Source organism: Pseudonocardia sp. ICBG601 (genome assembly GCF_020496245.1).
This window is the reverse complement of the sequence record NZ_JAHLJA010000002.1, coordinates 965001-989067: the sequence shown is the minus strand read 5'-3', so window position 1 is coordinate 989067 and position 24067 is coordinate 965001. Positions and strand designations below refer to the sequence as shown.

Annotated in this window: 21 protein-coding genes, 2 rRNA genes and 1 pseudogene (1 of these 24 running past the window's edge); 10 read left to right on the top strand and 14 right to left on the bottom strand. The window is 73.2% G+C overall.

Annotated features, from left to right (window positions below):
• From KPL57_RS71715 to KPL57_RS04635, 4 genes and pseudogenes are all read left to right on the top strand, one after another.
• Positions 1-192 (top strand): annotated as a pseudogene (locus KPL57_RS71715) (hypothetical protein); the annotation flags it as partial.
• Between the two features lie 52 nt (positions 193-244).
• Complete coding sequence (locus KPL57_RS65850; protein WP_308252768.1) at positions 245-565, top strand: hypothetical protein; 321 nt, start codon at positions 245-247, stop codon at positions 563-565.
• Positions 562-1143: a TRAP transporter small permease gene (locus KPL57_RS04640; RefSeq protein ID WP_226350610.1), complete on the top strand. Its 582-nt coding sequence runs from the start codon at positions 562-564 to the stop codon at positions 1141-1143. The genes KPL57_RS65850 and KPL57_RS04640 overlap by 4 nt, the downstream gene beginning before the upstream one ends.
• The gene (locus KPL57_RS04635) at positions 1143-2432 is read left to right on the top strand and encodes a TRAP transporter large permease (protein ID WP_226350609.1); all 1290 of its coding nucleotides are present in this window, start codon (positions 1143-1145) and stop codon (positions 2430-2432) included. Before KPL57_RS04640 ends, KPL57_RS04635 begins: the two co-directional genes overlap by 1 nt.
• 7 nt (positions 2433-2439) lie before the next feature.
• On the opposite strand, the gene KPL57_RS04630 is transcribed toward KPL57_RS04635, so the two are convergent.
• Complete coding sequence (locus KPL57_RS04630) at positions 2440-2826, bottom strand: DUF5313 family protein (protein WP_226350608.1); 387 nt, start codon at positions 2824-2826, stop codon at positions 2440-2442.
• Positions 2827-2873: 47 nt separating this feature from the next.
• Here KPL57_RS04630 and KPL57_RS04625 point away from each other — a divergent pair, with 47 nt between their 5' ends.
• Positions 2874-3335, top strand: a complete 462-nt coding sequence (locus KPL57_RS04625; protein WP_226350607.1) for a MarR family winged helix-turn-helix transcriptional regulator — start codon at positions 2874-2876, stop codon at positions 3333-3335.
• A gap of 42 nt (positions 3336-3377) precedes the next feature.
• On the opposite strand, the gene KPL57_RS04620 is transcribed toward KPL57_RS04625, so the two are convergent.
• From KPL57_RS04620 to KPL57_RS04590, 7 genes are all read right to left on the bottom strand, one after another.
• The gene (locus tag KPL57_RS04620; RefSeq protein ID WP_226350606.1) at positions 3378-4286 is read right to left on the bottom strand and encodes a tagatose-bisphosphate aldolase; all 909 of its coding nucleotides are present in this window, start codon (positions 4284-4286) and stop codon (positions 3378-3380) included.
• Positions 4283-5764 carry an FGGY family carbohydrate kinase gene (locus KPL57_RS04615; RefSeq protein ID WP_226350605.1) on the bottom strand — a complete coding sequence of 494 codons (1482 nt, stop codon included), beginning with the start codon at positions 5762-5764 and terminating at the stop codon, positions 4283-4285. Before KPL57_RS04615 ends, KPL57_RS04620 begins: the two co-directional genes overlap by 4 nt.
• A gap of 74 nt (positions 5765-5838) precedes the next feature.
• Positions 5839-6567 carry an SDR family oxidoreductase gene (locus KPL57_RS04610; RefSeq protein ID WP_226350604.1) on the bottom strand — a complete coding sequence of 243 codons (729 nt, stop codon included), beginning with the start codon at positions 6565-6567 and terminating at the stop codon, positions 5839-5841.
• Positions 6568-6662: 95 nt separating this feature from the next.
• Positions 6663-7658: an ABC transporter substrate-binding protein gene (locus KPL57_RS04605; protein ID WP_226350603.1), complete on the bottom strand. Its 996-nt coding sequence runs from the start codon at positions 7656-7658 to the stop codon at positions 6663-6665.
• 1 nt (position 7659) lies between these two features.
• A complete protein-coding gene (locus tag KPL57_RS04600; protein WP_226350602.1) occupies positions 7660-8718 on the bottom strand; it encodes an ABC transporter permease in 1059 nt (352 codons plus the stop codon).
• Between the two features lie 80 nt (positions 8719-8798).
• Complete coding sequence (locus KPL57_RS04595) at positions 8799-9566, bottom strand: ATP-binding cassette domain-containing protein (protein WP_226350601.1); 768 nt, start codon at positions 9564-9566, stop codon at positions 8799-8801.
• A 247-nt stretch (positions 9567-9813) separates the two neighbouring features.
• Positions 9814-10842 carry a LacI family DNA-binding transcriptional regulator gene (locus KPL57_RS04590; RefSeq protein WP_226350658.1) on the bottom strand — a complete coding sequence of 343 codons (1029 nt, stop codon included), beginning with the start codon at positions 10840-10842 and terminating at the stop codon, positions 9814-9816.
• Between the two features lie 119 nt (positions 10843-10961).
• Here KPL57_RS04590 and KPL57_RS04585 point away from each other — a divergent pair, with 119 nt between their 5' ends.
• The 3 genes from KPL57_RS04585 to KPL57_RS04575 are packed head-to-tail and all read left to right on the top strand — an operon-like array spanning position 10962 to position 12522.
• Positions 10962-11552 (top strand): ATP-binding protein, encoded by a 591-nt coding sequence (locus KPL57_RS04585; RefSeq protein ID WP_226350600.1) that lies wholly within the window; start codon positions 10962-10964, stop codon positions 11550-11552.
• 16 nt (positions 11553-11568) lie between these two features.
• Positions 11569-12084, top strand: coding sequence for an isochorismatase family protein (locus KPL57_RS04580; RefSeq protein ID WP_226350657.1), 516 nt, complete (start codon positions 11569-11571; stop codon positions 12082-12084).
• A 42-nt stretch (positions 12085-12126) separates the two neighbouring features.
• Positions 12127-12522, top strand: a complete 396-nt coding sequence (locus KPL57_RS04575; protein ID WP_226350599.1) for a hypothetical protein — start codon at positions 12127-12129, stop codon at positions 12520-12522.
• A 10-nt stretch (positions 12523-12532) separates the two neighbouring features.
• On the opposite strand, the gene KPL57_RS04570 is transcribed toward KPL57_RS04575, so the two are convergent.
• Both KPL57_RS04570 and KPL57_RS04565 read right to left on the bottom strand, forming a co-directional pair.
• Positions 12533-14719: a transglycosylase domain-containing protein gene (locus tag KPL57_RS04570; RefSeq protein WP_226350598.1), complete on the bottom strand. Its 2187-nt coding sequence runs from the start codon at positions 14717-14719 to the stop codon at positions 12533-12535.
• Between the two features lie 64 nt (positions 14720-14783).
• The gene (locus KPL57_RS04565) at positions 14784-18242 is read right to left on the bottom strand and encodes an indolepyruvate ferredoxin oxidoreductase family protein (RefSeq protein ID WP_226350597.1); all 3459 of its coding nucleotides are present in this window, start codon (positions 18240-18242) and stop codon (positions 14784-14786) included.
• A 151-nt stretch (positions 18243-18393) separates the two neighbouring features.
• Here KPL57_RS04565 and KPL57_RS04560 point away from each other — a divergent pair, with 151 nt between their 5' ends.
• Positions 18394-18837: an Lrp/AsnC family transcriptional regulator gene (locus KPL57_RS04560; protein WP_179762271.1), complete on the top strand. Its 444-nt coding sequence runs from the start codon at positions 18394-18396 to the stop codon at positions 18835-18837.
• A gap of 39 nt (positions 18838-18876) precedes the next feature.
• A complete protein-coding gene (locus tag KPL57_RS69280; protein WP_226350596.1) occupies positions 18877-20100 on the top strand; it encodes a glycosyltransferase in 1224 nt (407 codons plus the stop codon).
• Between the two features lie 9 nt (positions 20101-20109).
• Here the strand turns inward: KPL57_RS69280 and KPL57_RS04550 are convergent, their stop codons facing one another.
• The 4 genes from KPL57_RS04550 to KPL57_RS04535 form a co-directional block, all read right to left on the bottom strand.
• The gene (locus KPL57_RS04550) at positions 20110-20625 is read right to left on the bottom strand and encodes a hypothetical protein (RefSeq protein WP_226350595.1); all 516 of its coding nucleotides are present in this window, start codon (positions 20623-20625) and stop codon (positions 20110-20112) included.
• Between the two features lie 178 nt (positions 20626-20803).
• A complete protein-coding gene (locus tag KPL57_RS04545) occupies positions 20804-21205 on the bottom strand; it encodes a zf-HC2 domain-containing protein (RefSeq protein WP_226350594.1) in 402 nt (133 codons plus the stop codon).
• A 424-nt stretch (positions 21206-21629) separates the two neighbouring features.
• Positions 21630-21746 (bottom strand): 5S ribosomal RNA (gene rrf, locus KPL57_RS04540).
• A gap of 140 nt (positions 21747-21886) precedes the next feature.
• A 23S ribosomal RNA gene (locus tag KPL57_RS04535) occupies positions 21887-24067 on the bottom strand; it runs 919 nt beyond the window's last position.

The window sequence follows — 24067 nt, the reverse complement described above, 5'->3', positions numbered from 1 at the left end:
CCGGCGCAGCTCCCCGGCCTGCTCACCCGCTCCCCCGGCTTTGTCGTCGACCAGACGCTGCGCACCCTGGGCGCCACCCCGGTCTCCATCGCCGGACCCGAGGTCTACGAGGCGATGTCCCGCGGCACCGTCGACGCGATGACCCTCCCGCCGATGAGCGCGGTCCCCTTCCGCCTCGACGAGGTCGCCTCGCACGCCACCGAGGCGCCCCGCTCGGCGGTTTCACCCACACCTCACCTTCGCCATCTCCGAGGCGCTGTGGCAGGAGCTGCCCGAGGCCCACCGCGACGCCATGACCCGGGCCGGCGAGGAGACCTCCCGCCACCTCTGCGCGGTGATGGGCGAGCAGACGGCGCAGGCCCGGTCGACCCTCGAGGACGGGGGCATGACCTTCACCGCGCTGACCGCCGCCCAGCAGCAGCGCTGGCAGGACGCGGTCGCCTCGGTGCGCGCCGACTGGGCCGCGGACATGGAGGCCCGCGGGCGACCCGGCCGCGCCGCGCTGGAGGAGATGGAGGCGGCGCTCGACCGGGCCCGCGACGAGACCCCGGAGGCCGCACGATGAACGCGGGCACGACGAACGCGGGCACGACCCGGCCGGACTCGGTGGACCGCGTACTGCGCACGGTCGAGGACGCGGCGGCCGCCGTCGGCCTCACCGGCGTCGTCGTCACGGTCGCGCTGATCGTGATCGACGTGGCCCTGCGCTACCTGGTGGGGGCGCCGCTGTCCTGGTCGGTGGGCTTCGTCGGCGACTACGCGCTGGTGGGACTGTTCTTCCTCGGGCTGTCCTACACGGTCCGCGAGGGCGCCCACGTCCGGATCGACCTCGTCCACAAGCGCCTGGGACCGGCCGGACGACGCGTGCTCGCGGTCACCGGGTCGGCCCTGACCGCCGTGTTCCTGGCGCTGGTCGGCTACGGCGGGCTGCTCCTGACCGCGGGCGCGCTCCGCCACGGCGACGTCCCGCTGGCCGGGGCCTCGGAGCTGTCGTGGCCGGTGTGGACCTCGGCGGTGCTGGTGCCGATCGGCGCGGGGCTCGCGGTGCTCCGGTGCCTGCACACGCTGGTCCACGACCTGCGCGGCCCCGCGCCCGCCGCCCCCGAAACCCCCCTCACCTCGGCCGCGGAGGAGATCGCCTGATGGTGCTCGCCGGAGTCCTCGTCCTGCTGTTCGTCCTGCTGCTGGCCCGGGTACCGGTCGGTGTCGCGATCGGGGTGAGCGCCGTCGTCGGACTGCTCGCCCACGGCGGCCCGTCCGCCGCCGTCGGCTTCCTGGAGACCACCCCGTACGCGGCGGTCTCGACCTACACCCTCGCGGCGATCCCGCTGTTCATCCTCATGGCCCAGCTGGTGCTCAAGAGCGGGGTCACGACCGAGCTGTTCGCCGCGGCCCGGGTGTGGGTCGGGCGGGTCCCGGCGGGTCTGGGCGTCGCCACGACGACGACCGGCGCCACCTTCGCCGCGGTCTCCGGGTCGAGCACCGCGGCCGCGGCCGCCCTGGCCTCGACGACCATCCCGGAGATGGAGCGCGAACGCTACGACGGCCGGCTCGCGAACGGCCTGGTCGCCGTCGTCGGCACGCTCGCCGCCATGGTGCCGCCCAGCATCATCCTGGTGTTCTACGCGATCCTGGCCGAGGTCAGCGTGGGCCAGATGCTCGTCGCGGGCCTGGTGCCCGGGCTGCTCGTCACGGTGACGATCATCGTCACGACGCTGTTCCTGGTGCACCGCAAGCCCGCGCTCGCGCCGGCCGGCCGCCGGTACAGCCTGGCCGAGAAGCTGCGGACGGTCCCCGTCCTCGGCCCCGTCGCGCTGCTGTTCCTGCTGGTCGTCGGCTCGATCTACCTGGGGCTGACGACGCCGACCGAGTCGGCGGGCCTCGGTGTCGCCGGTGCGCTGGTCATCGGGCTGGCCCGGCGGCGGCTCGACCTCGCCCGGATCCGCGACGCGCTCGTCGAGACCCTCACCTCGACCGCGATGATCCTGCTGATCATCGCCTCGGCGTACCTGTTCGGCTACTTCATGACGCTGACCCGGATCACCGGGACCCTCGTCGACGCGATCGCCGGCGTCGCCGCGCCGCCGCTGGCGATCTTCGCCCTGATCGCGCTGATCTACCTCGTGCTCGGGGCGTTCCTCGACCAGCTCGCGATCCTCGCGCTCACCGTCCCGGTCGTGCTGCCAGTGGTCGAGCAGCTGGGCTACGACCCGATCTGGTTCGGGGTGATGGTCATCCTGCTGGCCGAGATCGGCCTGGTCACCCCGCCGCTGGGGATGAACGTGTTCATCGTGTCGAAGGCGACCGGACGCCCGGCCGAGGAGATCTTCGTCGGGGTCCTGCCCTACGTGGCGGCGCTGCTCGTGCTCGTGGCCGTGCTCGCCGCGCTGCCCGGTGTGGTGCTGTGGCTGCCCGAGACGATGGGCGGGTGAGCCGGGTTCAGCCGCGCCAGCGCCGCTCGTAGCGCTCCCGGGCCGCGTCCCGCTGCCCCGCGTCGGCCTGCTCCCGCACGACGGCCGCGTGCCCCACGGGGTACCCGGCCTTCGCGACGCGGTGCTCGGCGGACTCGTACATGTAGGCCACCGAGTAGAAGTAGCCGAGGATCGCCCCGGCCAGCACCGACAGCGCCCGGACGTACACGGGGCCGGGGATGAGCAGGAACAGCAGCACCCCGACCGGCAGCAGCTGGACGGTGGTGCGGACGAGGTGACGCAGCTGCCAGGTCCGGGTCGTGACGTCGTGCAGCACCCAGCCGCGGTGCCGGGCGGGCAGCCCGGCGCCGTAGGCGTAGGCCAGCCACCGCAACGGGTTCGGCCGCTCGTCCACTGTTGGTCCCCCAATTCTTGGTGCACCAACAATGTACGATGGCCACCATGTCGAGCGCAGCCCCGGGGGACGGTGACACGGGTAGGGACCTGCTGCGGCTCGACCGGCAGGTCTGCTTCGCCCTCGCCGTCGCGGCCCGCAACGTCATCGCGCTCTACCGGCCGCTGCTCGAGCCGATGGGCCTGACCCACCCGCAGTACCTGGTGATGCTCGCGCTGTGGGAGGACTCCCCCCGCTCGCTGGGTGAGCTGGCCCGCGCGCTCGCCCTCGACCCGGGCACGCTCTCGCCGCTGCTCAAGCGGCTGGAGGCGGCCGGGCTGGTCGACCGCCGCCGGGTCCCCGGCGACGAGCGGACGATGGCGGTCTCCCTCACCGGCGCCGGCCGGGCCCTGCGCGCCCGGGCCGAGGCGATCCCGCCGGCGATCGTGGAGCGGCTCGGGATGCCGCTGCCCGAGCTGGAGGAGCTGCGGGCGGTGCTGGACCGGGTGATCGACGCGTCGCGGAGCTGAGACCGGCCTGCTCCCGGACCGGTCCGGTCCGGGAGCAGGAGCTCAGGCGCCGACGGTGGCGTCGGCCCGGTCGACGGCCGCCCGCAGCTCGCGCAGGCGCGGCAGCGCCCGGTGGGTCAGCAGGTCCTCGCGGACCGCGGAGGCGACCGAGAGGGAGTCCTTCCACAACGACCGTCCGGCCATCGCCCCACTGGCGCCGTGGGCCACCGCGGTGCGGACCTGCCCGATGAAGGTGCTGTGGTCGACACCCGCCGAGAGGACGGCCCACGGGACGCCCGCCGCGGCCTCGGTGACCGCGGCGCAGGCCTCCGCCGAGCCGGGGTAGGGCAGCTTGAGGACCTTGGCGCCGGCCTCGACCGAGAGGCGGGCGGCGTCGGCGACGAGCTGCGGGAAGCGCTCGGCGTACTGCTCGTCGGTCTCCCCCTCCAGCCGGTAGAGCAGGATCTCGACGATCAGCAGGACGCCCTCGGCGGTGCAGGCCTCGACCAGCTCGCGGATCCCGCGGACCACGTCGGAGTCGGCGCCCTGCCGGTCGGGGCGCAGGTACCAGAGCATCTTCGCGGCGTCGCCGCCCAGGTCGCGCACGGTCCGCGGGGTCACGCCCGCACTGAACCGGGTGTGGCGCAGGCCGTCGACGGTCTCGTAGCCCGAGGCGTCCATCCCGACGACGAGCGCGGTGCCCGAGGCGTCGAGCGTGCCGTCGTCGACGAGCTGCGGCAGCGCCACCTCGGGGTCGAGCAGGATGGCCGGGCCGTGGCTCGCGAGGTGGCGGACGAGGTCGCCCTTGGCCTGCGCGAGCTCCTCGCGGCTGATGGACTCCGGGCCGTCGGGGGCGTCCTGCATGACGGCCTTCATGCTGTTGCGCTGGTCGGCGGCGACGATGAGCATGTGGCCGTCGGCGGTGCTGATGCGCGCCATCGCGCGCTTCTCGAGGGTCGTCAGCTCGTTCACGGTGATCCTTCTCCTGGGTGGGCGGGTTCGTGGGACGGGGTCGCGCCGACGCCGGCGGCGCGCGGCGGGCCCCAGTCGGCCAGCACGGCCGCGAGGCCGGTCTGGTCGGTGGCGCCGGTGGCGGCCAGCGCACCGAGCGCCGCCGCACCGCGGCACCCGGGCAGCGCGACGGAGGAGAACTCCAGACGCGGCAGTACGTCGTGCTTGAGGGCGCGCACGCTGGCCATCCGCGTCCAGCCGCCGACACAGAGCGCCGAGACGTGCGGTCCGACGGCCGAGGTGACGAGGTCCAGCAGGGCCGAGGTCCGTTCTCCGACGTGGTGCAGGGCGGCGGCCAGGAGCTCGGCGGGGTCCGCCTCCCGGGTCAGGACGATCTGCACGTCGTCGCTGCCGCGGCCGCCCGCCCGCACCGTGACGCCCGGGACGGGGCGGGGCACCCGCGCGGCGGCGGCGTCGACGGCGTCGCGGCGGTCGCCCTCGGTGGCGCCGGCCAGCGACAGGATGCGGCGCAGGATGACCCCGGCGCTGACACCGCAGAGCACGGCGCTGAGCCCGTCGACCACGTGCGCACCCACCGACACGCCCGCGTCCGCGAGCCGGGCGCGGTCGGCCGGGGAGACCGGGGTGGCCGCCGAGCGCAGCAGGACGTCCGCGGTGCCCGCCCCGTTGAACAGGTGCTCCGGGTCGGTGGCGCCGGCCCCGAGGGCCGCGACGGGGTGGTCGTGCCCGGCGACGGTGAGCACCGCGCCGCGCAGCCGGGCGTCGACGTCGGTCCGGGTGATCCGCCCGGCGCCGGTGCCGGCGGGGCGCAGCGGGGGCAGCAGTGTGGGGGGCAGGCCCAGCGCGTCGGCGACGTGGTCGGCGGGTGCGAGCCGGGCGGTGTCGAGCAGCCCGGTCCGCGAGGCCAGCGACGGCTCGGCCACACGCTCGCCGCCCAGGGCGGCGACCACGTGCTCCGGCACGCTCAGCCAGGTCGACGACGGCGTGACGCGCCACCCGTGCCCGAGCCCCCAGGCCAGGGAGGCGGCGCTGGGCTGGGCGTCGGCGCGCAGCCCGGTGGCGGCGGTGAACGCCTCCCGGACCGGCGCCGGCAGCGCGGCCATCTGCGCGCCGCCGCGGGGGTCGTACCAGGCGACGACGGGTGCCGCCTCCGCCCCGGTGCCGTCGAGCAGGACGCCGCTCTCGGCCATGCCCGTGACGCCGAGGGACAGCACCGGCCCCCGTTCGGGCGGCAGCCCGGCGAGCAGGCCGTGGAGCACGGCGAGCACCCGGTCCACCAGGGCCGCGCCGGTCGTCTCACTCTCCCCGGTCCGCGACACGCGCCACGGGGTGTCGGCGCTGTACCGGCCCAGTGCGGTGCCCCGGTCGTCGTAGGCCACGGCCTTGGTCTGGGTCGAGCCGACGTCGAGCCCGATGTGCATGCCGTTCGCCATGCCCGTTCCCTCCTGGACGTATCGGTGGTGCTGAGCGGTGCTCACGGTCATGTCATCGGTGTCATGCACGCCACTGCGGCATCACCGGCCTCCCACGGTCGGGAGGGGGTACCGGTCGCTCAGCGGCAGCTGTAGCCGCCGTCGACCGGGAGCGACACGCCGGTGATCATCGAGGCGCCGTCGCCGAGCAGGAAGACGATGGGCGCGGCGATCTCGTCCTCGGTGGCCCAGCGGTGCAGCGGCATGGCCTCGAGGAACGGGGGCCCGACGTCCTCGCGGCCCCAGTACCAGGCCGACATCGGCGTCATGACGACGGTCGGGTTCACGCTGTTGACCCGGATCCCGTACCGGCCCAGCTCCAGGGCCGACACACGGGTGATGTTGTCCAGCGCCGCCTTGGACGAACCGTAGGAGACGTGCCCGGGCAGTGCCACGAGGCTCGCCTGGCTGGAGACGTTGACGATGGAGCCGCCCCGCCCGAGGCGGACCATCGACCGCGCGGCGTACTTGGTGACCAGCAGCGCGCCCCGCGCGTTGACGCTGATGACCTTGTCGAAGACCGCGATGTCGGTGTCCAGGGGCGTCGCGATCTCCCCGCCGACGCCGCCGCAGTTGACCACCCCCCAGAGGTCCAGCTCCTCCAGTGCCCCCCGGACCTCGTCCTCGGACTCGAGGTCGAAGGCCAGCGGGCGGGCACCGGTCGCGGCGACGATGTCGGCCAGGCCCGCCTCGTCGCGGCCGGCGGCGACGACGTCGGCACCGGCGGCGACCAGCCGGCGCACGGTGGCTCCCCCGATCCCGCCGGCGGCTCCGGTGACCAGGACGGTGCGGCCGTCGACGTCGGACATGGTGGTGGGTTCCTCTCGGGTGGCGTCGGCCCGGACGGGCGGGGATGGAGCCCCTCCGCGGGCCCGAGGACTCCGGGCCCGCGGAGGGAGGCGGGTCAGCCGGAGCAGTCCGACTTGTAGACGGCCGCCTGGCTGGCGGGCGAGTCGAGGTTCTGCGCGGTGATGATCGTGAAGTCGGTCTGGATCTTCGCCTCGGTCGGCTTGCCCTCGATCGCGTCGACCGCCTGCTGCACGCCGTCGGTGCCGATGGTTCCCGGCTGCTGGGCGATGAGCGCCTGGATCGTGCCCTCCTGCAGCGCCTTGACCTGGTCCGGTCCGGCGTCGAACCCGACGATCTTGACCGCGCCCTGCTTGCCCGCCTGGCGGACGCCGGTGGCGGCCCCCTCGGCGCCGAACAGGTTGGTCGCGAAGACGCCGACGATGTCGGGGTCCTTCTGCAGTGCGGCGGTCACCAGCTGCGCGGCCTTCGCGACGTCGTTCTGGGCGTACTGCACGCCGAGGTCGGTGTAGGCGGCGTCCTTCTTCGCGGCCTCGGCGAAGCCGGCGGTCCGCGCGTCGGAGGTGCTGATGCCGGGCTGGTTGTCGATCACGAGGACCTTGCCGCCGCCGGGGGCCAGCTGCTTGATCGCATCGAAGGCCGCCGCGCCACCGCCGAGGTTGTTCGACGAGATCTGCGAGGACACCTTCGCGGTGTCGTTCAGCGTGGTGTCGACGAGCACGACCTTGATGCCGGCGGCGATGGCCTGGTCGATCGGCTGCTGCATGGCGCTGACGTCGGTGGGCGCGATCATGATCGCGTCCGGCCGGGCGGCGATCGCCGAGGACAGGATCGGCGTCTGCAGGGTGGGGTCGAACTTCTGCGGGCCCTGGGTGTCGAGCGAGACGCCCAGCGTGCGGGCCTCCTGCTCGGCGGCGCACTGCATGGAGATGTAGAAGTTGTCACCCGCCACGCCCTGGATGAAGGTGATCTTCTTGGCGTCCCCGCCGGTGCTCCCGGCGGGGGCGTTGCCCTCCGCCGCACCGCAGGCGCTCAGCGAGGCGACGAGAGCCGCGGCCAGGCCGACGGAGAGAACGACACTGTTCCTGCGCACTTCAGTTTCCCTTCGAGGAGCCGCGCCCCAGACGGGCGAGGACGGACTGACGGGGTCTGCCCGACTGGGCGTTCGTGCGGCGCTTCTGGTCCAGCCAGACCGCGGCGACGAGGACGACACCGACCACGACCTGCTGCCAGAACGGCTGGACCCCGATGATCACGAAGCCGCTCTGCAGGGTGGTGGGGATGAACAGACCGATGACGGTGCCGAAGATCGTGCCGAGGCCCCCGAAGAGGCTCGTGCCGCCGATGACGACGCCCGCGATGACGTTGAGGTTGGTGTTCGACTGCCCACCGATGGTGGTGGACTGGAAGAAGGCCAGGTTGAGGATGCCGGCGAACCCGGCGAGCAGGCCGGCGAAGGCGTAGACCTTGATCGTCTGCAGGTCGACCTTGATGCCGGTGCGGCGCCCGGCCTCGATGTTGGAGCCGATCGCGTAGGTGTGGAGCCCGAAGCGGGTCCGGTGCAGCAGGACCATGCCGAGCACGACGACCAGTCCCGCGATCACCGACAGGGTCGGGACCTGGCCGACGACGTTGCCGAAGCCGACGGTGTCCACGAGGACCTCCGGGGCCGCACGCAGGTCGATGCCGCCGGTGATGATCTGCGCGAAGCCCAGGGCCGCACCGAAGCTGCCCAGGGTGACGATGAGCGGGGGCACCTTGGCCTTGGCGATGAGGACGCCGTTGACCAGCCCCCACATCAGGCCGGACAGGCAGGCGACCACCGCGCCGAGCAGGGCCACCCCCCACCCCTCGCCCCCGGCGGCGACCATGACCTTGCTGGCCACGACGCCGGAGAAGACCAGCACGCTGCCGACGGACAGGTCGATCCCGCCGGTGATGATCACGAAGGTCATCCCGACGCCGAGCACCGCCAGGATCGAGGTGTTGATGACGATGCTGCGGATGTTGAAGCCGGACAGGAACGAGATCGGGGCCAGCGTCCCGAAGATCGCGACGATCACCAGCAGGATCAGGACGATCTGCAGGGCCTGCAGGCGCAGCAGGCGCTGGACGCGGCGGGGCTCGGCCGGCGCGGCGGCGGTCGTGGTCACGGGAGATTCCTTCGCGGCAGCGGACGTGGGGCCGGCCGGGCGTCGTCCCCGGTCGCCCGTCCGGGAGTGGGTGTCGGTGCTCATGCCCCCGCCTCACGCAGGTCGAGCGCACCGGTCATGGCGCCGACGAGCTCCTCGACGCTCGTCCCGGAGCCGCGGTAGACGGCGACGCGACGGCCGTGGCGCATCACCTGCACGCGGTCGGAGACCTCGAGCACGTGCGGCATGGAGTGGCTGATGAACACGACGCCGATGCCCTCGTCGCGGACCCGGCGGATGAGGTCGAGCACGCCCTTGGTCTGCACCACACCGAGCGCCGCGGTCGGCTCGTCCAGGAAGATGACCTTGCTGGCCCACGCGGCGGCCCGGGCCACGGCGATGGACTGCTTCTGGCCGCCGGACATGGCGCCGACCGGGCTGGAGAAGCTGCGCACGGTGGAGCCGAGGCTGGTGAAGTTCCGCTCGCCGGACTCCCGCATCGCGGCGGTGTCCATGAAGCCGAGCTTGCCGAGCAGGCCCTTCCGCATGACCTCGCGCCCGAGGTAGAGGTTCTGGATCGGGTCCAGGTGGGGCGCCAGGGCGAGATCCTGGAAGACGGTCTCGATGCCGAGCTCGCGGGCCGCGATGGGGCTGCCCAGCACGACCTCACGGTTCTCGAACTCGATGCGACCGGCGTCGGGCTGCTCGCTGCCCGACAGCATCCGCACGAGCGTCGACTTGCCGGCGCCGTTGTCGCCGATGAGGGCGACCACCTCGCCGGCGTGGACGTCGAAGTCGGCGCCCTGCAGCGCCGTGACCTGGCCGTACTGCTTGGTGATCCCCTCGGCCCGCAACAGCGGCTCTGACATCTCTCACTCCTTTGTGGCGTCCGTGGCGGTGCTGCCGGCGTCGCGGCGCGCGCGGTGCCGGGTGCCGCCGTACCGGGCGGCACCAGAGGCTCGAGGCCGTGCGAGCGGGCGAGGGGCTGCGGTGCCGGTCGTGCGGGTGGCCGCTCGATGACATCGGTGTCATCTCGCGCCGGGGAGAAGGAAACCAGGCCATGTCATCGGTGTCAAGGCGCGTCGTCCGGCGCCTTCCACCCCGGAACGGACGGGGTCAGGACCGGGCGTCCCCGCCGGACGGGGTGGTCGACGGGAACAGCTCGACGAGGTCGTGCGGGGGGCGGCAGGAGGCCCGTTCGATGAGGCGCACCGGCAGGGTCACCAGGCTGCTCGGCTCCCGGTCGTCGCCCTCGAGCCGGTGGAGCACCCGCTGGGCGGCCAGCCGCCCCAGTGCGTCCGGGTCCTGGTCGACCACCGTGAGCGCCGGCGAGAGCGTCGCCGCCATCGGGAAGTCACCGAACGCCGCGATCGCCAGCCGGCGGCCGGACAGGGCCGGGACCAGCACCATCGTGGTCTGGGCGTCGGAGGAGAACACCGCGGTGGGAGCGGGGTCGGCGGCGGCCAGCGCGGCCGCGGCGCGCCCGGCGCCCGCGGCGGTGGTCGCCCCGAGCAGGACCAGGTCCCGCTCGAAGGGGAGCCCGGCCTCCTCCAGGGCGGCCCGGTAGCCGTGCAGCCGGTTCGCGGTCGTCGAGATGTCCTCGGAGTTGCCCACGAAGGCGATCCGCCGGTGGCCGCGGTCGATCAGGTGCGCGGTCGCCGTCCGCGCGCCGCCGAGGTCGTCCTCGACGAAGCAGTCGGCGTCGATCCCGCGGGGCGGGCGGTCGACGAACACGAGGGGCAGCTTGGACGACCAGCGCGACAGGTAGCCCTGGTCGGTCGCCGTCGGCGCCATCACCAGGGCCCCCAGCTGGCGGCGCAGCAGCGACTCGACGATCCCCTCCTCGCGCGCGCCCTCCGCACCGAGGCTCGTGATCAGGACGGACATGTCGTGCTGGGCGGCGACCTGCTCGACCCCGTCGGCGATGGCGGCGAAGAAGGGGTCGGAGATGCTGGGCACGGCCAGCCCGATCACCGGCGAGCGGCCGTCGCGGAACGTGCGGGCCAGCATGTTCGGGGTGTAGTTGAGGGCGGCGAGGGCCTCCTCCACCCGGCGGCGGGTCTCCGGGAGGACGTGGCGGTCCTCGTTGAAGACCCTCGAGACCGTCTTGACGCTCACGCCCGCCTGCCGCGCCACGTCACGCATCGTCGCCATCTGCCGTGCATCCCCCTCGCGTCGTCGTGGGCCGCGACCGGGGCCCACCACCGCCGCCCCTCGAACACCGCCTCTGGTGCGGCGCACCGTGCGAGGGCATCATGACACCGATGACAAGCAGCGCCACACCCCACGCGCCGGTCGCCGTGCTGGCCGGCCCGGCGGGAGCGGGGAAGACCACTGTGGCCAGAGCGCTGAGCGCGCACCTGCGGGCGTCCCTGCTGGACCTCGACACGGCCACCGCTCCCCTGGTCTCGGTCGTGGCGGGCCTGCTGGGCAGCGACGACCTCGACGGCGCCGTGCTGGCCGAGGCGACCCGGGACGCGCGCTACGAGACGCTCCTCGCGCTGGCCGAGGACTGCCTGGCCTGCGGCACCCCGGCGGTCCTGGTCGCGCCCTTCACCCGGGAGCGCCGTGACCCGGCGGCCTGGGCCGCGACCGAGCGGCGGTTGCGCGAGGCCGGTGGCCTGCCCCGCCTGGTCTGGGTGCACGCCTCCCGTGCGGTGCTGCGCGAACGGCTGCGGGGCCGGGGGGCCGCGCGGGACGCGTCGAAGCTCGCCGACCTCGACGCCCACCTGGACGGCCTCGACCTGCGGCCGCCCGCCGTCGGGCACCTGCCGGTCGACACCGGGCTGCCGGTGCGGATCGAGGAGCTGGCGGCGGCGCTGGGCGGCCGTGTCCGGACGGCGTCGCGGCCGTAGCGTGGGGCCGGTGCTGATGAACTCCGCCGCCGCGGTCCTGCTGCTGGTCGACCTGCAGGAGCGCCTGGTCCCCGCGATGCACGACGGCGAGCGGGTCGTCGCCCGGGCCGCCCGGCTCGCCGAGGCCGCGACCCTGCTCGAGGTCCCGGTGCTGGCCACCGAACAGGTCCCGGAGAAGCTGGGCCCGACCGTCGAGCCGCTCGCCGGGCTGCCGCACCTGGTGGTGCCCAAGACCCGCTTCGCCGCCGACGACGGCGTGCTGTTCCCGCCCGGACGCGGCGAGATCGTCGTCGCCGGGGTGGAGGCGCACGTCTGCGTGCTGCAGACCGTGCTGGAGCTGCTCGCCGACGACCGCCGGGTGGTGGTCGTCGCCGACGCGGTCGGCTCACGGTTCGTCGAGGACGAGCAGCTGGCGCTGCAGCGCGCCCGCGCGGCCGGGGCCGAGATCGTCACCTCGGAGATGGTGCTGTTCGAGTGGCTGCGCGACGCCGCGCACCCGCGCTTCCGCGAGGTCCAGAAGCTCCTCAGGTAGGGCGCACAGCCCGCGCACAGGATGCGGCGGGACCGTGGCCGGGTGACCACCACCGTCGCGGCCCCGCGTCCCGTCCCCGCCACCGCCGTGCTCGCCGTCGTCGGCGCGGCGCTGCTGCTCATCGCCGCCGTGACCGGGTGGGCGCTGCCGGGGACGGCGACCGCACGGCACTGGGACGTCGTGTGGGCCGGCCTCGACGTCGGGACGGCCGTGGCCGCGCTGGCCACGGCCGCGCTGCTGCGGGCGCGCGACGTGCGGGCGGCGCTGACCGCGGCGGCCGGTGCCGCGCTGCTGGTCGTCGACGCCTGGTTCGACGTCACCACCGCCGCGGGGACCTCCGGCGCCGCGCTCGCCGTGGCCGAGGCCGTGCTGCTGGAGCTGCCGCTGGCCCTGGCCGGGGCGCTGCTGGCGGCCCGGCTGCTCGCGCCCCGTCGCTGACCGGCGGGGGCTACCCGTTGCGGGGCTGCAGGTAGTCCGGGTCGGGGTCGGGCAGCGGCACGTCGGCCCGGCCGGCGATCAGCGGGTCGACGGCCGCGAAGAACGGCGGTGCCGCGACCGTGCCGCCGAACGCGCCGTGTCCGCAGTCGCCCAGGTGGACCGGGTCCCCGGGGCAGATCTCGGACGGGTTCGGGCCGTCGGCGAACACCATCGAGGAACCGGCGACGCCGTCGATGCCCCCGGTGCCGCCGACGAACGCGACCGACTCCGAGGAGTTGGTCGTACCCGTCTTGCCGATCGTCGGCCGCGTCCAGCCCGCGGCCCGCGCCGCGGCCGCCGAGGTACCGGACACGGTGTCCCCGCCGAGCCCGGCGGACAGGGTGTGCGCGATCCCGGGTGCGACGGCCTGCTCGCAGGCGGGCCGGTTCACCGGCACCGCGGCGCCGTCGCGGTCGGTCACCGACAGCACGGCGTCCGGGGCGCACCACACGCCGTCGCTCTGGACGGTCGCGGCCACGTTCGCCATCTCCAGGGTGGACACCGGGCTGACCCCGAGGGTGAACGACGGCAGGTCGGCGAAGAAGGTCGACTGCGGCTGGGAGATCCGCGCGTCCGGCGACGACGGGTCCGGTGTCCCGCCCGCCGCATTCGACGCCAGGGTGTCGCGCAGCCCGAGCCGGCGCGCCATGTCCACGACCCGGGGGATGCCGGTGCGTTCCTCCAGGTCGACGAACGCGGTGTTCGGGGAGGTCGCGAGCGCGACGGGCAGCGGGATCGGGTCCGGGTAGTCCGGCGTGTCGTTGGCGACCGGGTAGCAGCTGGTCCCGGCGCCGGGGAAGCACGCCGAGGCCGGGTCGGGCAGCGTGCTGTCGTAGCCGACGGTGCCCGCCTCCAGCGCCGCGGCCGTGGTGAAGATCTTGAAGGTGGACCCGGCGCCGAAGACGTTCGACGGCGCGGCGACGAGGTCGCGGGTGGTGTCGCCGGCCGTGGCGTCGGTCCCGGGCCGCCGGTTGGCGACCATGGCGAGGATCTGGTGGTCGCCGGTGGCCGCGTCGCCGTGCCCGGGCCGGATCAGCGCCAGGGTGTTGGCGACGCCGTCCTGGGTGCGCGGCACGTTCGCGTCGACCGCCTGCTGCGCCGACGCCGTCGCGGCCGGGTCGAGGGTGGTGCGGATCGTGTAGCCGCCGGTGTCGAGCTGCTGCTCGGTGAACCCGGCCCGCTCCAGCTCGGACACCGCGTACTCGCAGAGGAACCCGGCGCCGTCGGTGGCGCCGTAGCAGTTGTGCCCGGGGACCTGCGGCCCGCCGGCGCGCACCCCGAGCGGCGCGGCGGTGGCCTCGGCGGCCTGGGCGGGGGTGAGCGACCCGGCGTCGCGCATGGCCGCGATGACGGTGTTGCGCCGGTCGGTCGCGGCCTGCGGGTGGCGGAACGGGTCGAACAGGGTGGGGTTGTTGACCGCGCCCGCGAGCAGCGCGGCCTGCGGGACCGTGAGGTGTGCGGCGTCGGTGCCGAACCAGGCGCGCGCGGCGGCCTCGACGCCGTAGACGTTGCCGGTGAACTCGACGGTGTTGAGGTACCCGGCGAGCACGTCCTGCTTGGACGTGCCGTGCGCCAGGCGCTGGGCGAGCACCGCCTCGCGGATCTTGCGGGTCGGGGTGTCGGCGTGGTCGGCCCGCTGGGCGGCGGGGTCGTCGCGGTCGACGACGTCGATCAGCCAGTTCTTCACGTACTGCTGGGTGATGGTGGAGCCGCCCTGCACCGCGCCGCCCGCGGCGTCGGTGACCAGCGCGCGCAGGGTGCCGACCGGGTCCACCCCGGACTCGTCGAAGAACCGGCGGTCCTCGACGTCGACGATCGCGGCGACCATCGCCGGGGCGATCCGGTTGTAGGACACGGGGATCCGGTACTGCTCGTCGAGGTAGGCGATCGGGGTGCCGTCGCGGTCGGTGAGGACGGTCGCCGCGGGCAGCGCCGCGGCGCTCGGCAGGTCGCCGGTCGTACCCGGCGGCACGACGGAGGCGACCGCGGCGACGCCGACCGCGGCGGGCGCCGAGCACCCGGCGAGGACGAGCCCGCCGGCCAGGATCCCGAGCCCGAGCCGCCGCAGCACCGACGGGTCCGGGCGGCGCCACCGCCTCGGGGTCCGGGTCTGCCGGAGACGGTCGTTCCAGTGCTGCGCGATCAGGCGTTCCCCCACGCGGGCGATTGTGCGCCGCAACGCTGAGGCGCGCCTGAGACCCGCCCGCGCGAGTCGCTGAGAGTCAGCCGGTCAGGGCGGCGAGCGCGGCCCGGGCCTGCTCGCGGAACCGCTCGACGTTGCCGAGCTTGACGTCCTCGTAGCCGCGCACCAGGTCCGCGGTGTCGGCGACGGCGACCACACCGTCCACGGTGTCGACCTCGAGCCGGTCGAGCGCGGAACGGACCAGCGCCTGGTACTCCCCCACCAGCTCGCGCTCCACCCGGCGGACCCCGGCCCGGCCGAACACGTCCAGCGGGGTGCCGCGCAGCCGCCGGGCCGCGCGCAGCGCCCGGAACGCGGGGGCGGCCAGCCGTCCGTCGAGGGCGATCTTGCGGTTCATCCCCAGCGCGCGCAGCACCGGCGGGTGCAGCATCACCGACACCCGGGCGTCGGGACCGAACGCGGCGTCGCGGCGGGCGGTCTCCACCGGGTCCAGGTGCAGGCGGGCGACCTCGTACTCGTCCTTGTAGGCCATGAGCCGGTGCAGGCCGTGGGCGTAGGCGGCGCCGATGCGCTCCCCGGCCGCGTCCCCGGCCCGCGCGGCGGCGACGGCCGTGACCCTGCGGACCTCCTCGGCGTAGCGCTGGGCGTAGGCGGCGTCCTGGTAGCCGGTGAGGTCGGCGATGCGGGTGGCGAGCACGTCGGCGAGCCCGGTGCCCGCGGCGACCGAGCGGGCCAGCTCCGCGGACGCCTCGTCGACGGCGACCGGGGCCGGCTGCGGCGCGACGAGCGCGCTGCGCACGGCGGCGGCGTCGATCGCGGCAGCCCGGCCCCAGCGGAACGCGGTCAGCGTGGTCTCCACGGCCGCGCCGTTGACCCGGATCGCCTCCTCCAGCGCCTCGGCCGACACCGGGAGCACCCCGTGCTGGTAGGCGGCGCCGAGCAGCAGCATGTTGGTCGGGAGGTGGTCGTCGAACAGCGCCTCGGACAGCGTCTGGGCGTCGACGGCGAGCAGGTCCCGGGTGACCGCGCCGATCCGCTCGACGGCGTCGTCGGTGGAGCCGGGCAGCACGACGCGGCCGGTGACCATGGCCGCGGTCGGCACGAGCGAGGTGTTGACGATGGCGACGGTGTGCCCGGGCCGGGCGACCGCGAGTGTCGCGTCGGAGGCGGTGCCGACGAGGTCCATGCCGATCAGCACGTCCGCGGTGCCGCGGGAGGCACGCAGGATCCCGTGGTGGGGCTGCTTGGAGATCCGGACGTCGGAGACGACCGGGCCGCCCTTCTGCGCGAGCCCGACCTGCTCCAGCCCGGCGGCGAAGAGCCCGTCGAGGTGGGCCGCCATCTGCAGGATCGCCGAGGCGGTGACGACGCCGGTGCCGCCGATGCCGGGCATCCGGATCAGGGTCGCGTCCGGGTCGACCCGCGGCTCGGGGTCGACGAGCGTGACCGGCAGCGCCGGGATCTCCCGGCGCGGCCGGGTGCCGGGCACCACGGTGAGGAACGACGGGCAGTCGCCCTTGAGGCAGGAGTAGTCGGTGTTGCAGGACGCCTGGTGGATGGCGGTCTTGCGACCGAACTCGGTCTCCACCGGCAGCACCGACAGGCAGGTGGACGCCTCGCCGCAGTCGCCGCAGCCCTCGCAGACCCGCTCGTTGATCAGCACCTTCTCGGCCGGGGCGGGCAGCTTGCCGCGCTTGCGCAGGCGGCGCTCCTCGGCGGCGCAGCGGTCGTCGTGGATCAGGACGGTGACGCCGTCGAGGGCCTTCAGCTCCTCCTCGGCCGCGGCGAGCTCGTCGCGGTGGCGGACGCTCGCGATCGGGTCGAGGGCGATGCCGCGGTAGTCACGCGGGCTGTCGGTGGTGACGACGATGCGGCGCACGCCCTCCAGGGCGAGCGAGCGCGTGATGTCGGGGACGTTCATCCGGCCCTCGGCGCGCTGCCCGCCGGTCATGGCGACGGCGTCGTTGTAGAGCAGCTTGTAGGTCATGGTGACCCCGGCCGCGACGGCGGCGCGGATCGCGAGCGAGCCGGAGTGGTGGAAGGTGCCGTCGCCGAGGTTCTGGACGAGGGTGCGGTCGTCGGTGAACGGGGCCAGGCCGATCCACTGGGCGCCCTCGCCGCCCATCTGGGTCAGCCCGATCTGGTGGCCGCGGTGCTCGCCGTCGAGGGCGATCATCGCGTGGCAGCCGATCCCGACCCCGACGAGCGTGTCGTCGCCGGTGCGGGTGGAGGTGTTGTGCGGGCAGCCGGAGCAGAAGTACGGCGTCCGGTTCCCGAGCAGGTCCAGCCCGATCCGCGACGGCTTCGGCGGTGCGAGGCGCTCCAGGTGCGCGGTCGCCGCGGCGGGCAGGGTCCGCCCGGCGGCGGTGAGCCGGGCGGCGAGGGCGCGGGCGACGTCCTCGGAGCCGAGCTGGCCGCGGGCGGACAGCAGCGGGCGGCCGCGCTCGGCGCGGCGGCCGGTGACCGTGGGCCGGTGGTCGCGCCCGTAGAGCGCGTCGCGCAGGTGGCCCTCCAGGAACGGCACCTTGTCCTCGACGACGAGCACCTCCGCGCAGCCCTCGACGAGCCCGGCGAGCGCGTCGGCGTCGACCGGGAACGGCATGGCGAGGCGGATCAGGCGCACGCCGAGCGCGTCGAGCTCGGCCTCGCCCAGGCCCAGGTCCTCGCACGCCCGCAGCACGGTGGCGTAGGCGGTGCCCGAGGCGAGCACGGCGAGGTGCGGGTCGCGGGAGGTGAAGGTGACGCGGTTGAGCCCGGTCTCGCGGGCGTACTGGCGGGCCAGGTCGAGCCTGCGGGTGAGCTGGTCGTGCTCGGCCTCGATGGCGGCGGGCCCGACGAGCGGGCCGGACTGCGCGCGGTCGGTGGCGGGCGGGGCCGGGATGCCGACCAGCTCGGGGCGCAGCGCGCCGAGGTCGACGGTGCAGGACGCGTCGGCGACGTCGGCGACGATCTTCAGGCCGGTCCAGAGCCCGGTGGCGCGGGACAGCGCGACGGCGTGCAGGCCCAGCTCGATCACCTCGGCCACCGAGCCGGGCGCGAGCAGCGGCATCGCCAGGGACTGCGCCATCGGCTCGCAGGAGCTGGGCACGGTGGAGGACTTGCAGGACGGGTCGTCGCCGATGATCGCGACGGCGCCGCCGAGCCGGGCGGTGCCGGCCAGGGTGCCGTGCCGGATCGCGTCGGCGGCCCGGTCGAGGCCGGGGTTCTTGCCGTACCACCAGCCGACGACGCCCTCGTGGCGGCGGCCGGGGACGGCGTCGAGCAGCTGGGTGCCCGCGACGGCGGTGGCGGCGAGCTCCTCGTTGAGCCCGGGCCGGAACACCACGCGCTCGGCGTCGAGGTGGGCACGGGCGCGGCCGAGCTCGGCGTCGAAGGTGCCGAGCGGGGAGCCCTGGTAGCCGGAGACGAACGAGGCGGTGTCGAACCCGCGGGCGGTGTCGAGGCGGGCCTGCTCGAGCACGAGCCGGACCAGCGCCTGGATCCCGCTCATCGGGGCCCGACCGTGGGCGGCGAGGTACTTGTCGTCCAGCACGGTCATTCTCGGCTCCTCGGCGAGTCGGGCGGCGCGTCCGCACCAGGACAGCGCGACGACGGCCTCGACACAATGCCCATGGCAGTGATCGCCGCGGATACGCAACGGATACCGTCGAAGGCCCACGAGACCGTGGATCCGTTGCGCTGGAGGTGCCGTGCCCGAGACCGAGGTCGACGACCTGGACCACGCGATCCTGCGGTTGCTGCACGAGGACGCGCGCCGCACCTACGCCGACATGGCCGAGCGGGTCGGGCTGTCCACCGCCGCGACCAAGCGGCGGGTCGACCGGATGCGCGAGTCCGGGGTGATCACCGGGTTCACCGTGCAGGTGGACCACGCCAGACTGGGCTGGCCGGTCGAGGCGTTCAGCGAGATCCGCTACGCCGGCACCGCGAGCGTCTCGGAGATCGTCGACTCGGCGTCGCGCCAGCCGGAGGTGCAGGCGGTCTACACCCTGGCCGGTGACCTCGACGCCCTGGTGCAGGTCCGGGTCCGCGATCTCGCGCACCTGCAGGAGGTGATCGACCGGCTGCGACGCAACGGCACGGTCACCGGGACCCGGACGCTGATGGTGCTGGGCCGCTGGACCCGCACCTGATCATTTGCTTACCGCAACGATCGGGTCGATCATGATCGGGTGCTCGTCCTCTGCAGTGTCACCGGTTCCCCCTCGCACGGCCGGGCCGTGCTCCCCTTCGCCCGCGCGCTGGGCGACGCGGGCCACCGGGTCGTGGTGGCGTGCCCGCCCGACATCGCGGGGGTGTTCGACGGTGCGCCGGTCGTCGTCGAGCCGGTGTTCGCGACGATGGCCGACTCCGCCGAGCACCTCGGCCCGGCCGTCGCCCGGCTCGGTGGGCCCGCCGCACTCGCGACGCTGACCGCCACCGAGGTGACGACGGCACTGCTGCCGACCCTGTTCGCCGGTCCGCAGGTGACGAGCTCGGCGCGGGCGCTGCTCGCGCTGGTGGGGTCGCACGGGACCCCGGACCTGGTGCTGCGCGACGGCGGCGAGACCGCGGGGTTCCTGGTGGCCGAGCACCTGGGGGTGCCGTGTGTGGCGGCGCCGTCGGGTGCGGGCAACGTCCTCGCCCCGCACGTCGTCGCCGACGCGCTGGCGGAGCGTCGCGACGAGCTCGGCTTCGCCGCCTCGGACGACCCGGCCGCACTGCACCGGTGGGGGCGGCTGGACTGCATGCCGCCGCAGTTCTCGCTGGCGGGGCCGCAGATCGCACCGGCGCGGGCGTTCCGCCAGGACGACCAGGTCTCCCGCGGCGAGACGCTGCCCGGCTGGGTCGGCGCGCTGCCCGGGAGCCGGCCGCTGGTCGTCGCGGGGCTGGGGACGGCGATGCCGGCGATGGCCGGGCGCGCCGAGCGCCGCGCCCCCGTCGACCCGCACGCCGCGCTGCGCACGGTGGCCGAGGCGGCGTCGCGGCTCGACGCCGAGGTGGTGCTGTCCACCGGCGGCCTGCCGGTCGACGACCTGGCGCTGCCCGCACACGTGCATCCCGCGCCGTGGGTGCCGCAGCCGCTGCTGCTGCAGGTCGCGGACCTGTTCCTGACCCACGGCGGCTACAACGGCGTCCGCGAGGCCGTGCGGCATGGCGTCCCGCTGGCGGTGCTGCCGCAGTTCGGGGACCAGGAGCACAACGCCCGGCGGATCGCCGAGCTCGGGCTGGGCGCGCACTGCACGCCCGACGCCGCCGAGGTCGCCGCGACGTGCACCCGGCTCCTGGGCGACGACGACGTCCGCGCGCGGATGCGCTCGGCCCAGCGCGCGATGCTGGCGCTGCCGCCGGTGGAGGACGCCGTCGGCGTCCTGGAGGACCTGGCCGCGCGTCGGGTCCCCGCGCTCGTGCCCTGACCGCCCGGGTCAGGCGGGCGGGCCATGCGGGGCGCGCGGCCCGCAGGCAACGACGGTGCGCGCCCAGGTGCCGAACAGCACGAGCACCCCGAGCACGGTGACGACCAGGCCCGGCCCGATGTCGTCGGTGCCGGCGACCGCGGTCTGCCGCGACCACACCGCCCAGAGCCCGGTGACCGCACCGACGCCGGTGACGGTGGCCGCGGTCCAGGCCAGCGGCCAGAACCGGGTCAGGAGGGCGAGCACCGACACCCCCACCGCGACGACCGCGACGACGGTGAACAGCCACGGCAGCGGCCCCATCGCGGCCCGGCCGGCGAGGACCTCCCATCCGGCGCCGCGGGTGGACCAGGGCATGAGCAGGGCGGCGACGACGGCGGCGACTCCCGCCCCCGCGACGACCGACGCGGGGCCGGGGTCGATCCAGCGGTCGACCCGCCATGCGATGCGGGTGAGCTCGTCGGCGAGCTCGGGTGACGCCTGCGGGGACAGCGCGCCCGGGCCGGGCGTGCGCGGTGCGCTCATGCGGCTCCCTCGTCGTCACTGCGGTGCCGGGATGTCGGGACGGTCATTGCACCACGACGGTGCCGGCCGCGGCGCCACCGACGGGGTGGCTCCGCGGGCCGGTCCGCGAGCCCGCAGCGCGCACCGCCCGGCGGTTCCGGCGGCACCGGACCGGCCGTCGCGGTCGGCACCCGCTCGCCTAGGCGGCGCGCACGGCGCAGCGGCAGGGTGCGCCCTGCTGGCAGCCGCAGCCACAGGTGCTCGCGCACCCGCAGGCCGAGGTCGCCGCACTCATCGGGGCCGGGCCAGCCGACCCGCTGCAGCAGCCGCCGTCGAGACAGCTCAGCCGCGGGACGGACGGGAGCGGTGGTGCCGGGGCCGGGGCGGCGACGCCGAGCGCGGCGAGCACCCGGTCGGCGAGATCGGGGACCGGGTCCGCCGGACCGACGCGTGCGAGCCGGCCGAGCCGGTCGGCACCGTCGGCGAACGCGCGGCAGGACGCGCACCCGGCGAGGTGGTCCTCGGCCGCCGCGCGCTCGTCGTCGCCCGCCTCACCGTCGAGACAGGCGGACAGCACCTCGCGGTAGCCCTGACAGTCCATACCGTCACTGTCGTACACGAGGCCCGTCTGGTTCCACCCGACCCCCGTCCGTGTTCCGTCTGTGTTCCGTCCGCGCGCCCCGAGGCCTGTCGGGCGGGGCCGACCGTCCCAGGTCCACGGGCGCTCACACGCACCGGGCACCGCACGTCGCACACGTTCCTGGGACCTCGCAGCCCCTGCAGAGGGTGCGAGGTCCCAGGAAAGCGTGCGAGGTGCGCCGGCCCACCGGTGGTGCGGGACCGGGTGCGACTCCACGAGGGAGCACACGCCTCGACCGCCGGCCCCGGAGGACCCGTGCCAGGGCCCGGGAACGGATGCACCGATCCCCGACCCGGACCGGCATAACGCAGCGGAGCGAAAAAGGGTCCGGAAATGAGAAATGCCCCGGACTCGAAAGTCCGGGGCAGATCCCATCAAAGTTGAATGTCGGCGACGACCTACTCTCCCACACCCTGGCGAGTGCAGTACCATCGGCGCTGGAAGGCTTAGCTACCGGGTTCGGAATGGGACCGGGCGTTTCCCTACCGCAATGACCACCGACAACACTATCCAACTATCACCCCACCCCCAAAAACCTAGGGGCAGGGGTCGAGCACACAAGCCAACTCACAACCCCCCGACTCACCGGGGGATGTGGATGGTTGTGGACTCAGGGTCACACAGTGGATGCGAACAACTCGTTGTGGCAAGCCCTCGGCCTATTAGTACCGGTCAACTCCACCCCTCACAGGGCTTCCATCTCCGGCCTATCAACCCAGTCATCTACTGGGAGCCTTACCCACTCGAAGGTGGTGGGAGACCTCATCTTGGAACAGGCTTCCCGCTTAGATGCCTTCAGCGGTTATCCCTCCCGAACATAGCCAACCAGCCGTGCCCCTGGCGGGACAACTGGCACACCAGAGGTTCGTCCGTCCCGGTCCTCTCGTACTAGGGACAGCCTTCCTCAAGTCTCCAACGCGCGCGGCGGATAGGGACCGAACTGTCTCACGACGTTCTAAACCCAGCTCGCGTACCGCTTTAATGGGCGAACAGCCCAACCCTTGGGACCTACTCCAGCCCCAGGATGCGACGAGCCGACATCGAGGTGCCAAACCATGCCGTCGATATGGACTCTTGGGCAAGATCAGCCTGTTATCCCCGGGGTACCTTTTATCCGTTGAGCGACACCCCTTCCACAAGGTGGTGCCGGATCACTAGTCCCGACTTTCGTCCCTGCTCGACCCGTCAGTCTCACAGTCAAGCTCCCTTGTGCACTTACACTCAACACCTGATTGCCAACCAGGCTGAGGGAACCTTTGGGCGCCTCCGTTACTCTTTGGGAGGCAACCGCCCCAGTTAAACTACCCACCAGGCACTGTCCCTGAACCAGATCATGGCCCGAGGTTAAGACACCCAATTCGACCAGAGTGGTATTTCAACAACGACTCCACCACCACTGGCGTGGCGATTTCACAGTCTCCCACCTATCCTACACAAGCCGAACCGAGCACCAATACCAAGCTATAGTAAAGGTCCCGGGGTCTTTCCGTCCTGCCGCGCGTAACGAGCATCTTTACTCGTAGTGCAATTTCGCCGAGTCTGTGGTCGAGACAGCGCCCAAGTCGTTACGCCATTCGTGCAGGTCGGAACTTACCCGACAAGGAATTTCGCTACCTTAGGATGGTTATAGTTACCACCGCCGTTTACTGGCGCTTAAATTCTCCGCTTCGCCCCGAAGAGCTAACAGGTCCTCTTAACGTTCCAGCACCGGGCAGGCGTCAGTCCGTATACATCGTCTTGCGACTTCGCACGGACCTGTGTTTTTAGTAAACAGTCGCTTGGGCCTGGTCTCTGCGACCGGCCGTCCCTAGCCCGCAAGGAGCCTCAAGACAACCGGCCCTCCTTCTCCCGAAGTTACGGAGGTATTTTGCCGAATTCCTTAACCACAGTTCGCTCGATCGCCTCGGTATTCTCTACCTGACCACCTGTGTCGGTTTGGGGTACGGGCCGCAACAGCACTCGCTAGAGGCTTTTCTCGACAGCATGGGATCACCCTCTTCGCCTCAATCGGCTACGCATCACCTCTCACCCTTTGATGAGCCCCGGATTTACCTAGGACTCGGGCTACAGGCTTACACCACGACAACCACCGCGTGGCGGAGCTACCCTCCTGCGTCACCCCATCACTTGCCTACTACCAGATCGGATCCCACGCTCCCCCACAAACACAACTCCCGAAGGAGCCGAGGTGGGTTCGGATGGTTAGCATCACCGGCCTTGGCATGGACGCACTGTCACGAGCACGGGAATATCAACCCGTTGTCCATCGACTACGCCTGACGGCCTCGCCTTAGGTCCCGGCTCACCCTGGGCGGAACAACCTGGCCCAGGAACCCTTGGTCATCCGGCGGCAGAGATTCTCACTCTGCATTCGCTACTCATGCCTGCATTCTCACTCCCACACCCTCCACCCGTAAATCACTCCCGGGCTTCACCAGATGCAGGACGCTCCCCTACCCAACAACACCTAAAGATGTCATTGCCACGGCTTCGGCGGTGCGCTTGAGCCCCGCTACATTGTCGGCGCAGGACCACTTGACCAGTGAGCTATTACGCACTCTTTCAAGGGTGGCTGCTTCTAAGCCAACCTCCTGGTTGTCCGGGCGATCCCACATCCTTTCCCACTTAGCGCACGCTTAGGGGCCTTAGCCGGTGATCTGGGCTGTTTCCCTCTCGACCACGAAGCTTATCCCCCGCAGTCTCACTGCCGCGCTCTCACTCACCGGCATTCGGAGTTTGGCTGACTTCGGTAAGCTTGTCGGCCCCCTAGGCCATCCAGTGCTCTACCTCCGGTGAGAAACACACGACGCTGCACCTAAATGC